The 12,395-nt window shown below is 69.0% G+C and carries 15 protein-coding genes; 13 read left to right on the top strand and 2 right to left on the bottom strand.

Translation table 11 applies throughout. The features are described 5' to 3' along the window. Window positions 1-36: 36 nt before the first annotated feature. The 13 genes from ACJ8AT_RS06195 to ACJ8AT_RS06135 all read left to right on the top strand — a co-directional run bounded on the left by ACJ8AT_RS06195 (window position 37) and on the right by ACJ8AT_RS06135 (window position 10,857). A complete protein-coding gene (locus ACJ8AT_RS06195; protein WP_407736681.1) occupies window positions 37-693 on the top strand; it encodes a hypothetical protein in 657 nt (218 codons plus the stop codon). A gap of 3 nt (window positions 694-696) precedes the next feature. Then, window positions 697-1,038, top strand: coding sequence for a hypothetical protein (locus ACJ8AT_RS06190; protein ID WP_407736680.1), 342 nt, complete (start codon window positions 697-699; stop codon window positions 1,036-1,038). Window positions 1,039-1,197: 159 nt separating this feature from the next. Next, complete coding sequence (locus ACJ8AT_RS06185; protein ID WP_407736679.1) at window positions 1,198-1,506, top strand: hypothetical protein; 309 nt, start codon at window positions 1,198-1,200, stop codon at window positions 1,504-1,506. 8 nt (window positions 1,507-1,514) lie between these two features. Continuing rightward, entirely contained in the window at window positions 1,515-2,060 is a 546-nt protein-coding gene (locus ACJ8AT_RS06180) for a hypothetical protein (RefSeq protein WP_407736678.1), read from the top strand. 7 nt (window positions 2,061-2,067) lie between these two features. Then, the gene (locus ACJ8AT_RS06175; RefSeq protein WP_407736677.1) at window positions 2,068-2,730 is read left to right on the top strand and encodes an SGNH/GDSL hydrolase family protein; all 663 of its coding nucleotides are present in this window, start codon (window positions 2,068-2,070) and stop codon (window positions 2,728-2,730) included. A 13-nt stretch (window positions 2,731-2,743) separates the two neighbouring features. Then, window positions 2,744-3,187 (top strand): hypothetical protein, encoded by a 444-nt coding sequence (locus ACJ8AT_RS06170; protein WP_407736676.1) that lies wholly within the window; start codon window positions 2,744-2,746, stop codon window positions 3,185-3,187. A 19-nt stretch (window positions 3,188-3,206) separates the two neighbouring features. Then, window positions 3,207-3,635, top strand: a complete 429-nt coding sequence (locus tag ACJ8AT_RS06165; protein WP_407736675.1) for a hypothetical protein — start codon at window positions 3,207-3,209, stop codon at window positions 3,633-3,635. Between the two features lie 24 nt (window positions 3,636-3,659). Then, window positions 3,660-4,088, top strand: a complete 429-nt coding sequence (locus ACJ8AT_RS06160; RefSeq protein ID WP_407736674.1) for a hypothetical protein — start codon at window positions 3,660-3,662, stop codon at window positions 4,086-4,088. Between the two features lie 32 nt (window positions 4,089-4,120). After that, window positions 4,121-4,498 carry a hypothetical protein gene (locus tag ACJ8AT_RS06155; RefSeq protein WP_407736673.1) on the top strand — a complete coding sequence of 126 codons (378 nt, stop codon included), beginning with the start codon at window positions 4,121-4,123 and terminating at the stop codon, window positions 4,496-4,498. A 17-nt stretch (window positions 4,499-4,515) separates the two neighbouring features. After that, window positions 4,516-4,731, top strand: a complete 216-nt coding sequence (locus ACJ8AT_RS06150) for a hypothetical protein (RefSeq protein ID WP_407736672.1) — start codon at window positions 4,516-4,518, stop codon at window positions 4,729-4,731. After that, window positions 4,728-7,391, top strand: coding sequence for a hypothetical protein (locus ACJ8AT_RS06145; protein ID WP_407736671.1), 2,664 nt, complete (start codon window positions 4,728-4,730; stop codon window positions 7,389-7,391). Before ACJ8AT_RS06150 ends, ACJ8AT_RS06145 begins: the two co-directional genes overlap by 4 nt. Before the next feature lie 3 nt (window positions 7,392-7,394). After that, complete coding sequence (locus ACJ8AT_RS06140; protein ID WP_407736670.1) at window positions 7,395-8,201, top strand: hypothetical protein; 807 nt, start codon at window positions 7,395-7,397, stop codon at window positions 8,199-8,201. Window positions 8,202-8,220: 19 nt separating this feature from the next. Then, window positions 8,221-10,857, top strand: a complete 2,637-nt coding sequence (locus ACJ8AT_RS06135; RefSeq protein ID WP_407736669.1) for a fibronectin type III domain-containing protein — start codon at window positions 8,221-8,223, stop codon at window positions 10,855-10,857. On the opposite strand, the gene ACJ8AT_RS06130 is transcribed toward ACJ8AT_RS06135, so the two are convergent. Both ACJ8AT_RS06130 and ACJ8AT_RS06125 read right to left on the bottom strand, forming a co-directional pair. Further along, window positions 10,842-11,279, bottom strand: a complete 438-nt coding sequence (locus ACJ8AT_RS06130; protein WP_407736668.1) for a hypothetical protein — start codon at window positions 11,277-11,279, stop codon at window positions 10,842-10,844. The two genes, ACJ8AT_RS06135 and ACJ8AT_RS06130, sit on opposite strands and share 16 nt — an antisense overlap. A 386-nt stretch (window positions 11,280-11,665) precedes the next feature. Next, window positions 11,666-12,133 carry a hypothetical protein gene (locus ACJ8AT_RS06125; RefSeq protein ID WP_407736667.1) on the bottom strand — a complete coding sequence of 156 codons (468 nt, stop codon included), beginning with the start codon at window positions 12,131-12,133 and terminating at the stop codon, window positions 11,666-11,668. Window positions 12,134-12,395: the final 262 nt, after the last annotated feature.

Raw genomic sequence — 12,395 nt, 5'->3', positions numbered from 1 at the left:
CACTGGCTGCCCCCGGCCCTGTCATTGGAGCCCACCATGCCCACCGCGTTGGACATGACGACCGTCGCTACCGCAGCCGCGCGACTGAGCCTGACCAGCTCGGATGCCTCGCTGCCGGGCCTCATTACCGCGGCGAGCTCCGCGCTCGCGCAGTACGTGGGCTACCCTCTGGAGCGGCGGGGGGGCGCAGAGGAGACAGTGGTGGGCCAGGGCGGGCGGTACCTATGGCTTCAGTCAGGCGCCATTCAGAGCCTCAGCTCCATCGTCATTGGCGGGCGCATGGTGGAGGCGAGCGCCTACGCGCTGGACGGCAGGGACGGGGCACGCAAAGGCCGCATCGTGGCGCGAGGCACGCACTGCTGGCCATTCACTGGGGAGTGGACGAGTGGCATCTCCTCCACGCCGTACCGGCCCTACGACACGGGGGAAATCATCGTCACCTTCACCGCGGGATGGGTGACGCCGGGGCAGGTAGCGCTGGGCACGTACTCCACCAGCGACATGCCTCCGGAGCTCGAGCAGGCGGCGCTCGAGGTGGTGACGGCCTGGCGCGCGGGCATGGGAAAGGACGGGCGGGTGACGGGCATGTCCACAGGGGACGCCTCGATGACATGGGACACGGTCCAGTTGCAAGCGGCGCTGCCCGCCCTCGCCCAGGCCCTGGCGGCCCCGTACCGCAAGCCGAGGAGGTAGCCCATGCCCTCGCTCTGGCGCTCCACCTTCCGCTCCACCTTTCACTACCGGCCCTTCGTGTCCGTGGACGCGCGGGGCATTGAGACGTGGGGGATCGCTGTGGCGGCATTCTGCCGAGTGCAGCCCTCGCGCAGGCTTATACGAGACGCCACCGGCAACCAGGTGGTGGAAGAGGCCGTGCTCTTCACCGAGGCGCTGGTGACCGAAAGGGATCTGGTGTGGCTCCCAGGCGAGGAGGTGCCCGTTGAGGCTGATGACACCTCGGGCAGCCATAAGCCGCTGGCCGTGCACACCCGCACCACTCTTCTCTCGGCTGTGGTCGATCACTACGAGGTGCACCTGTGAGCCGCCGCTTCTCACAACGGACACCACCAGGAGGCCGTCCTGAGATACCCAGCAGCCATATTGCTGTTCGTGGCGAGCGCAGCGCTCGCCACTCCCCCGCGCTACCTCTACGAGACGCAGTCCCTCACGCGCGCAGCACCCACCTCGAGTAACGAGGGAATGAGTCTCACGGACACTGCGGGGTACGCTGTTCGAGGCTTCTTCGTCAGCGTGTGCGCCGCCAGCGCGCAGACGCTCTCCGGGGCCGGCCTCCTCCGCGCCTGGGTGTACCACCCGGATGCGGCGTCTTGGATGCGCAACCCGGACCTGGACCTGAGCGTGACGGCGAGTGGAGTCCGCTGCCAGGCCTTCCCGGACCTGCGGACGGGGTACCTACAAGGCCGCCGAGTGCTCTTCGCGGCGGACTCGCTCACGGTGTCGGGCGGCACCACCGTCACCGTTCGCATTGATGGAGACAGCACGCTGTGAGGAACCACATGAAGGCCACGCTCTGCGGCGCGCTCGGCGCACTGCTGCTCGTCACCACCATCAACTCCCCGCGTGCCTATGCCCAGGCCATCGCCTCGGGAGGGGCTGTGAATGTGCTGGCCGCACTGCTTGGCCAGGATGTGCGCCTCAAGAGCCTCACATGCACGGCCACCTCCGGCAACGCCTGCGTGAAGCCCAGCGTGCTGGGCTCGAAGGTCTGCTTTGACCCGAGCTGCGCCACCTCCGTGTACTCGGACGGCTCTGCGGCGATCCTCCCTGAGAACGTGGCCGTAAATGCGCTCGTCACAGCGCAGATTTCAGCCCCCGGCTCTTTCGTTCGCCTCGTGAGCAACTACGGGGTGACACTGCCCACGGTAACGTCCGTACCCACGTGCGGCCCAGGTGGATCGGACAGCGCCGCCACACTCGTGGTGCAGCCAGCCTCTGGCCCTTCGCGCGTGTGCTACTGCGCCTACGACAGCAGCAGCGGGACCTATGCCTGGGAGCACGTGGGCGGATCCTTGGGCACCACGACCTCCTGCCCGACGAACTGAGCGCCACATGCAACGAGTGCTGCTTGTTTCGCTGCTGTTCGCCTCCGCCGCGTTCGCGCAGGCCATGCTCACCTATCCAGGGAGAACGCCCGGGAAGGTGGCGGCCGGACGAGATCTCCGGAAGGGCTGCGCCCTCGGGGACAGCCTCACGTACGGCCACGCACAGGTGGACTCTCCGTGGCCTGAGCAACTCACCACAGCCACGCACTATGAGTGGGTCAACGCCGGCCAGAACGGGGACACCACCACTGGCATGCTCGGGCGCTACCTGAACCAGGTAAGCGGTGAGGATTGCACCGTGGTGACGTTGCTGGGCGGCACGAACGATGCCTCGGCCGGAGTGGATCCAGCCATCACCTGCGCGAACCTCACCGCCATCGCGGATGGAGTGCTGGCGGCGCACCAGGAACTGGTGGTGCTGACCGTGCCACCGCGGAGAAACTCGGGTGGCTACGGGCCAGAGCTCCAAGGCAGGCTAGACGCGACCAACGCATGCGTCCGCTCCTACGCGCTGGCGCACCCCTCCGCGCGCTTTGTGGACCTGAACACCTCACTGGCAGATCCAGAGGACCCGGCCGCGCTGAACCCCATATGGGACTGGGGAGACCACCTGCACCCGAACCAGGCCGGCGACGACGAGATTCGTCGGCAAGTGCTGTTGGTACTGTGATGGAGAGCGGCCAATGGCCTTGAGAGACGCAGCGGCAGACCTCCTGGCGGCCCTTGAGTCCGCTGGCGTGGGCAGCACGAGCAGCTCGCCGCCCACCCTTTACTCCGCGCCGCTACCTGCCGGTGGGCCCGAGGCGCTGGTGAGCGTGGTGGACTTCGGCGCGGCCGAGGATGCGGAGCCACGCCTGGGTGGCGCTGGCCGCACGAGCCTCTCCCCGGAAGTGACGGTGCGCGTGCGCGGGGAGCGCCACGCCTTCGCCGCCGCGCAGGCACTGGCGCAGGCTGCCTGGGCGGCGTGTTGGTACCCGGCGGTGGAGGGCTACGTGCGCGTGGTGCCCTCGGGCAGCGGACCCAGTTACCTGGGGCCAGACCCCTCAGGGCGCCACCAGTTCAGCTTCACGGTGCGTATGGAGTACCGGGCTACGGCGGCGGCCGGCGGGGTGACGCCAGACACCTGAGCCGCCCCTTCTGCGTGGCATGGGCACTGGCAGAGTTGACGTGAAGGTGGACCTGCGCGACCTGAGGCGCCTCCTCTCGCAGTCACAGAAGGTGCTCCAGGCGCTGGACATGCCGTGCCGGGATGAGGCGCGCCGCACGCTGGACTTCGCGGCCTTCATGGTGCCGCAAGGCCCCAACCTCGCGGGCAACGGCGAGCCACCTCTCTCGAGCACCGCGTTCCTCGCGGGCCCCCTCTACAACATGGAGGTGCTCTCGACCACCTTCCTGGCGGGGTACAGCCACCCAGCAGCTGGCGCCATTCATGAGGGCTTCCACTGGGGCGAGGAGACGGTGCACCCGCGGCCCCGGTGGATGCGAGCGGCCTTCAAGGGCGCCAAGGGCCGGGCACGCAAGGCCGTGGCGGCCACGCTCGCCCAAGCTCTCCGCCGCTTCTTCCCTGCGACGTAGCCAACCTACTGCACGAGGCCTCTCATGACTGCCCCCGTCATTGCCCATCTGGTTCCAATCCACATCACCGCCGCCAGCGCCACCACCCTCAGCTCCTCCAACCAGTTGGAGGAGACGAGCAAGGTCGACATCACCGAGGCCGCCGATGTCCAGGAGCGGAAGAACCTCAACAGCGCCGGCTACACGCAGGTGGGCTCCACCTGGCGCAGCGGCTCTGGCTCGCTCGATTTCAAGGTGGTGCTTGGCTCCAGCACGCAGACCCTGATCGCGGCGGGCGGCACCGCGTTCATCACCATCATCACCAACGCGGCCGCGGCCTCCGGTGAGGAGAAGAGCCGGCGCTACGAGGTGGTGTTCGAGAGCGTGCCCACCACCTACGAGGCGGGCAACTACGTGAGCGGCACCGCGAGCTTCAAGGTGAACGGCGCCCCCACCATCGTCCTGGGCACCTGAGCCACTTACCCCAACGTGCACCCGAGGAACCCGTGAGCGAGAACCGCGAGGCCGTGAAGCAGTCCCTGCTGAAGGCGCAGTGGAAGAAGATGGGCGAGCTGCAGGTGGAGGGTGAGGACGGAGGAGTCACGCTCCTCATTCGGCGTCCACCGCCCAAGGCGACCAAGCGCATCCTGGATCAGTGTCGCCAGGATGGGCTCGTGGATGCGAAGGGAGAACCGACCACGCAGGAGGCCGGACTCGAGGTGGCGGCGCGGATGTTCGCGCCCATGCTCTTCCTGCCTGGCGAGAAGGCGGCGCTCTTCACCCCCGAGGAGCTCTCCGAGGCGCCGTGGTTCACCGAGGCCACGGAGGCCTGTGCCGCCGCCCTCGGGGTGAAGTCGGCGGTGGAGGCGGCCAAGGGAAACTGAGGGGCGACGCCCTCCTGATGTTGACGGTGGGCGTCGCCATTCGCATGGGGAAGCGCCCCGCGCACGTGGCGCGCTGGCCCATGGAGGAGATTGCGCTGGTGGCTGCCTACTGCGAGCTGGAAGCCGAGCAGACGAAGCAGACAGCCAACCCACCGAGTGAGGCACCCGGGCCGGGCGCGGTGGTGCACAGGCGCACGGTGTTCCACGCAGCGCCCAGGGAGAAGAAGTCATGAGCGGAGCCCTCAAGGCCGGCAGCGTATACGTGGCGGTGAGCGCAGCTATCGGCGACTTCACGAAGCAGATGGCCGATGTGCTGAAGACGGTGGAGAAGACCGCCGCTCGGGTGAAGGCCGCCGCCGAGCCCATCGGCGCGATTGGCAGAGCCATTGCCGTGGGCATGGCCGGTGTGGTGTACGCCGCCGCCAAGAGCAACCAGGCGGTGGGCGCGCATGTGGACAAGCTCTCGGCCACCTTCGCACGGCTCTCCGGAGACGTGGCCCGGATGCTGCTGCCGGTGCTGGATGCGCTCCAGCGCGTGGTGGCCAAAGTCACCTACGTCTTCGAGCACATGTCGGCCGGACATAAACGAGCGGCGGCCACGGCGCTCGAGGTGGCGGCGGTAGTGGGCCTCGTGGCCACGGTGGTAGGGAGGCTTGCGGGGCTGGTATCGGGGCTGAGCGCCGTCCTCGGGATGCTGGTGAGTGCTGGCTCAGCGGTGGTAGGCGCCCTCTCGTCAGTGAGCCTGGGCGCCGGCGCTGTAGCCGCCGCTGAGGCCGCTGCCACGGTGGCGAGCGCCGGACTTCTGGCGTCACTGGGTGCAGTGGCGATGGCGGCCCTGCCCTGGATCGCGGTGGCCGGGGCTGTGGTGCTGGCCCTGGGGGCTCTCTACAAGGCGTGGGAGACCAACGCCGGCCACATTCGTACCAGCGTGCTGGCGGCCTGGGGCGTGGTGGTGAAGGCGACCCAGGAGTTGGCGGCGGGCGTTGTGTCTGCGGGCAGCTCGTTCGTGGATGGGGTGTCCGAAATGTTCAAGGGCGCGCTCCAACTCGCGGGGGAGTTCGGGGATGGCCTGTGGGCCGTGTTCGAGGCCATCAAGAAGGCGCTGCTCCAGTGGGTGCGCGAGCAGGCGAAGAGTCTCTCGGGCCTGTTCTCCATGGTGGGGATCAACACCGCGCCCATGCTGGAGAAGGTGGAGGAGGCGCTGACGGCGGTGGACAAGTACGCCTCTCGCGCCACGGTGAATGCCGCACTCGACATGGGCGTGGCCTACGCCAAGGGGCTTGGGCAGGGCATCTCCAAGAGCGTGAAGTACGCAGTCGACGGCACGAAGATGCTGGCCGGGGACGTCTGGGATGCGGCGAAAGGTGCCTGGGAGCAGGTGAAGGGGAAGCTCTCGGACATGGTGGGCGGCGAGACCGTCCACGTAAAGGTGAAGGTGGACTTCACAGTCGGCGAGGAACTCAACACAGCGAGGATCAAGGACGTCATCGCCAAGGAGCGCGAGGCACAGGCGTTCGGCATGGCGCATGGTGGGCAACGCGCGGTGATGGCGGATGATCTGCGCGCGGCCCTACGCCAGGTGCTTGCCGAGCCGCTCGCCGCTGTCCCCGGAGCGGCAAGGACAGACGCCGCAAACGAGGAGCGCGCCGCTGGCGACAAGCGGATCTCCACCATTCTTGCCGGGCTCTATGATTCGCTCGCGCAGGATGTGAACGTTGCGGTGGACAAGGCCCGCAGCGCCATCCCCAATGCCGTGCGGGACTTCACCGACAAGCTGCTCGGCTCCCTCGGGCAGGCCGGCAGCCTCATCCAGGATGGGCTCAAGGCGGCGGCTGAGGGTGGCCCCGCGGCCGCCATCGTCACGGTGGTGGGGGACCTGCTCATGCAGAGCACCCAGTTCCAGCACCTCGTAGAGGTGCTCAACGGGATCGTAGGCATGGTGGCGGACACCGTGGGCAAGCTGGCCGAGCCCTTCATCCCTCTCCTCGGCGCGGTGTCCATGCTGGTGAAGGCGGGGCTGGATGCGCTCGCGCCGGCCTTCTCGGCGATCTCCGCCATGATTCAGCCGCTGGTGCCGCCGCTGGTGGTGCTGGGTGAGCTGTTCCAGGCCCTGGCCCCAGTGCTCGCCCTGGTCGTCTCGGTGATGACGCTCATCATCAACCCGCTGCAGCTTTTCGCCGGGCCCGTCATGCACGCCCTGTTCGACGTTCTGAAGCTGGTGTCCCGCGTCATCCTCACCGTGGTGAAGGCGGTGGCCGGGGTGTGGAACGGGGTGGTGGGCGCCATTCAGAGCGTGCTGCGCACCATCGGCAACCTCTCCATTCTCGGCAAGAAGCCGTTGGGGTTCCTGAGCGGATGGGCGGATGGGTTGAATAGCGCCATCATCTCCACGGATGGGATGACGGCGGCGCTCCAGAGCCTCTCGGGCCTCACGTGGGATCAGGCTCAGGCCGCCGCCGCGCAGACGGCGGAGTCGGTCCGCAACCGCGAGGCGCTGGCCAGGGCCAACGAGGAGCTCTCCAACGTGCCCAACGCCTTCAAGACGGCGCTGCGCCGGTTTCAGGCCCAGGACGCGCAGACGGGCTTCACGGGAAGCGGTGGGGTGTCCGTGCCCGTTGCGACGCAGCCACCGGCAGCGCCATATGTGCCAGGCAGCAGCTTCACGCCCATGCCGGGAGGCCCGCGGATCGCGGGCAATGGCGGGTACTACGGCAACATCGCGGGCGCCTATGCCGCTGCGGCGGCGCCCACGCTCCACCTCACCACCACCATCAACACCACCAACCCGGCCGAGAGCATGGCCCAGTACGAGAGGCTGGTGGACAAGGTGGCCTACAAGCTGACGGGCTCACGCGGGCGAGCAGGCCGCTGGGCCGTGCCCGAGGGAGCGTAGCCCGTGGCCGGCGTGCTCTATGTGCAGGGGGTGGAGTTGGACGTGTCCGCGGCGGACTGGGAGCCAGTGCGCCTGGGCAGCGTGGCGCGCGGCTTCTCCGGACAGCCGCGCAGCTCCGTGCGGGCGACGAAGCGGGACCACCACTTCGTGGGAGACGTTGCCGGACTCTCTGTAGCCTCCGCCGAGCTGCTCCGCGCTCTGGTGGAGGGAGAGGGCCACTCCTGGAGCTTCGACGATGCCAGCGGCGCAGAGAGCACGCTGCTGCTCAGCTCCCGAGGGCTGCTGCCCACCTCGCGTGGCTCCGTGTCTGATGCTGAGGGGGTACATGGGTCGGGCGCCTTCTTTGAGGACAGCACGCCAACCGTGTGGGAGCTCGGCCTCGGCGCCGACTCCACCATCATGTACTGGCTTGGCGACACCGGGGACTACACGAACATTCTCATACGCCGACGCGCGGGGGTGGTGGATGCGGTGTGGCTCGATGGTTTCTACAACGTAACCAGCGATCCAGCAGGGCTCATCACCGTGGATGGAAGCGGGCGCCTGGTGGTTGCTGGAGCAGGCTACGCGATTGATGACCTGGTGGCGCTGCCCTACGCAGTGCCGGACGCCTGGATTCTGCCGCTCTACAACTGGCGGGTGGCCCACGCGTGGGCGCCGCTGCCCTACGTGACGGCCTCCGGCACGGCCTTCCCACGGGGCCCGGCACAGGTGCTCGGGCAGGTTGGCGCGGCGAAACGGGTGCCGCTCTGGAGTGGCGGCACGTTCGGCCTCGGGGAGGTGCTGGACTTCACCCTCCAGGAGAGCTGAGCGCCCCTTCTCATGGGGCATGAGAGCCCTCACCGCCCAGCAGTCCGCCGCGCTCGCAGCCCAGCCAGGCCACGCCTCTTCCGCCCGGGTGCGCGTGTGGAACGGCGCCCAGTGGGTGAACCTCTCAGCCCTCGGGCCTCCGGCGCTCGACTTCCTCCAGGAGGTGGAGGTGAGCGAAAGCGTGGAGGCCCCCGTGGCCACGGCGACGGTGCGCTGCGCTCGCGAGGTGAACGGCTTCTCCCTGGCGCCCCTGGTGGCCAGCAGCCCCCTCAACCTCGTGTCCGGCGCCTACGCGCCGCTGCTCGCCGAGGGGCGCACCTTCGTGGTGGAAACCGCGGTGCGCCCGCTAGGCATGCAGCCCGAGGAGGGAGACTGGCTGGAGAGCTTCCGGGGGCGGATTGATTCGGTGGACGTGGGCGGGGAAGGCCTCACCTTCGAGGGGCGCGACTACGGCGGAGGGCTGCTCCAGGATTGCTACATCGAGACGGAGCGGCAGTACGGCTCGGCCACGGGCACGCCCGCTGAGTACGTGATGGGTGCGATCCTCCTCGACAACCCTTCCCTCAATGCCCCTGGCGTTGCGCGCTGGCTGCCGAACCACACCTACCATGATGGCGACACGGTGTGCCCGAACGGCGGCCAGAGCACGGGGCTCGTGTACCTCGGAGACGCGCTCTCCGGCAGCACGGCAAGCAGCGGCAGCACCGAACCCTCTTGGCCGACGACACTGGCAGGCTCCCCCTCGGTGGACGACGGGGGCATGCGGTGGTTCGCCACGGCCACGCACCCCATTCTTCACACGCCTGTGAGCCCGGGGTGGATCCTGGGCAAGTTCATCCAGAAGGGCGAGAGCCTCATGGATGCGCTCTCCGCCCTGGCCCAGCAGCTCGGCTGGGAGGTGCGCTGGAAGTGGAACAGCAGCACCAGCGCCTTCCAGCTCACCTTCTGGAGCCCGGACAGGGCAGCCACGGCGCCGGTGTGGACATTCACCGCGGACGAGTACCAGGCGTTGGGCCAGGTGCGCACGAGCCTCGAGGACGTGCGCAACGCGATTGAGGTGGTGTTCTCGGACACGGCGGACCTGGACGTGGCGGGCAACCCCAAGCGGAAGACGGTGTTGGTGGAGGATGCCACCTCCATAGCAGCGGTGGGCCGGCGCTTCATGCGCATGGCGGAGGCGGCCACGAGCAACCTCAACACCTCGAGCGAGGCCACCACCTTCGCCAATGCCGCGAAGGCGGATTTGAAGGACACTCCCCTGGGGCTCGAGCTGGAGGTGGACTTCCACCCGGATCTGGAGCTGGGGGACCTGGTGGCCGTGGAGGGCAACGGGTACCACTTCACCAGCACGCAGACGGCGGCCGTGCGCGCCCTCACCCACACCTTCAACGCGGGCGGGGCCAGCACGAAGCTGACGCTGCTGGGCAAGCCGAGCACCTCCGTGCGCCGGTGGCTCGCCATGGAGCAGCGGCCCGCCACCGCCCCCTCCTCGCCCTTCACCGGGCCCAGCGCGCCCACGGGCCTCTCCTCGGCCACCACCGCGGGCGGCTTCCGGCTCAGCTTCAGCCCGCCCACCACCGGCCCCAAGGCCGCCGCCTACGAGCTGCACGTGAGCACCTCCAGCGGCTTCACCCCGAGCGACAGCACGCGCCGCGTGGTGGGTGCGCTCACCGAGGTGGTGGTGACGGACTTGAGCCCCGGCACTACGTACTACGCGAAGGTGGTGGCGAGGGATGCGAAGGGAAACCGCGGGCTGCCAAGCTCCGAGGTGACACTCACGGCGCGGTACGTGGAGCCCCGAGCGCTCCAGCCACGCATTACCTGGGGCGCGCTGCCTCTCAACGGGGACTTCGAGAGCCAGAGCGACACCGCCGCGCCGCCGGATGCGTGGAGGCTCAGCAGCGGAGCGGCCTGGGGCACTCACGCGCAGCTCACCACGGATGTGCTCTCGGGGAAGGCGGCCCTGTTCTTCCCCTCAGCCTCCATCACCGCCTTTCTTACTGCGCAGGCCTTCACCGTGCGCGAGGGAGAGGCATGGGTGTTCAGCTGCTTCTACAAGCAGAGCATCGCCGCCGGTGCCGTTGCCGGTGTGCTGGCCTTCACCTATTTGGATGCGAGCCTCAACGCGATCAGTGCGGCCAGCGTGCAGCTCGTCGCCAGCGCGGCCAACACATGGACGAGGGCCGCCCAAAGGGTGGTGATTCCGGCCGGGGCGCGCTTTGCCGAAATCAGCGTGGGGCACACCAGCACCGCCACCACCCCGCCCTACGCTGGCACCCTCACCGTAGACAGTGTCGATGCGCTGCGGGGCGTGGCACGGGGCGGCACGCAGTACGTGAGCTACCAGAACGGGTGGGCGGACGCGAACCTGGCGGTGTATGGGGCTGTTCGCTTCCAGGTGAGCGACTTGGGCGAGGTGGTGTGGAAGGGCGCGGCGGTGGCCTCCACGCCAGCGCCGGCGGCCGGGGCGAACATCTTCACCCTGCCAGGCAGCTCGGGGGCACGGCCCGCCGATGATGCCCGGGTGTTCTCCGCCGTGACGTCTGGCGGCGCGCTGGTACGCGTGCAGTTCAACACCACGGGCACCGTGACGGTGAGTAGCATTGCCGCCGGGGACAGCTTCAGCCTCGACGGCATGCGCTACTTCGTGGACTGATCCGCCAGGGTGCAGGCAAGCAGGGCCTCGGGGAGGCGCGGCGCGCCCTTCTCGGGGGTGAAGCTGGCAATGCTCACCGAGTGGTCCTGCGCCACGCTGAAGCGCCAGTACCCGCCCTCTACCGCAACCTCGCACACCGCCCCGGGCTGCCCGGTCCGCGCCCATGCGTAGGAGGCAGAGCCGCTGTGGACGGTGGGGCCAAGTTCGACAGTGCAGGTGGTGGAGGCGCTGCCATCAAGGAAGAAGTGCGCCGCATGGGTAAGGCGGTACGACGAGCTGTCAGCCGTGCAGGTGATGGACTCGGCGGCGCCGCCATCCACGAGGACGGGTGGTTGGGTGCCGGAGTCCGGACGAGTGGAAGGCTTGGAGGATTCGCAGCCGCAGGAGAGAAGCACCGCGGAGAGCAGGGCCAGCAACCTCATGGGACAACTCCATGCGGCCCAGAGCGGGGCGCCGGTGGGAGGGGACCTCGGAAGGGAAACGAGGAGCAGATCGACGGTGCCCGCGCCGCTTGGCGGGGCAAGTCGGCTGTGGTGAAGCAGGGCCGCTCACGGGACGCACCCCATGCAGCGCACCTCCCACCTGGTGCCCGTGGTGCTCCCCCGGTGCAGCAGGTGTCCGGCGCCGGCTGGCACATGAGTGCCGCAGGCGCACGTGCCAGCTCGACGGTTGGTGCGGTGGCGAGCGGCTCGGGCCTCGCGGCAGGCGGCCTCGGGGTGGCGCACGCCACCCTCGGAGGTGTACCAGGCCTGCTCGCCCCGGCGAATGGTGCCGCCACAGGCCGCGCAGGGGCTCCCACGCGCTGTGGTTATGAGGGGCACTCGCCCCCCAGTGCCCTGCGAAGGCGCTGTAGCCCGCGCTCGCGCAGTTGCAGCACCTCCGCCGCGGAGCAGCGCAGGTGCTGGGCGAGGAGCCTGTCCCCCAGCACGCCCTCGCGCAGCAGCCCGAGAGGCCCGGCCACCGCCACGCGCTCGCGCACAGGGAGTGCCGCCAGGGCGCGCATTGCCCCCTGCTGCTCCTCGGTGGCAAGCAGGGCCTCGAGCGCGGTGCCCTGGGCGGCGAGGTGCTCGGAAACCTCCACGGCCTGGGCCAGGGGCCCCTGATCCTCAGGCACCACCACGCGCTCGGTAACGCGGCGGACGAGGCGCCCGCGCGTGTCCAGGCCTCGGTACTCCACGCGCTCGGTGTGGGCAGCCTCAAGGGCCTGGGCGGCGCGCTTGCGCCGCTGCCAGCGAGGCACGGCCACCGGCGTGGCTGCGGTGAGCGCGTCCCCCATGGCCTGCCTGGAAACGATCCTCAGAATGCGCGGGATCCCGATCGCGGGGAGCGCGAGGAAGCGCGGGTTTACCACCCTGGCGGTGTGAGAATCGGGGTCGGACGAAAACTGGCGCGGCATGAAGATCGCGGCAGGGTCCCCGGGTGCAGGCAAGGGAGACGGGCAGCCCTGCTGCAACAGGACTGCCCAGGCAGGTGGACGCCTTGTCTCGGTGCCATGATGGGCCGAGAAGGACCGCTGGTCACGTATTGCTCCACCTGCG

The sequence above is a fragment of the Hyalangium sp. genome, from assembly GCF_045802625.1.
Lineage (GTDB): Bacteria > Myxococcota > Myxococcia > Myxococcales > Myxococcaceae > Hyalangium.
This window is presented reverse-complemented; position numbering and strand designations above follow the sequence as displayed.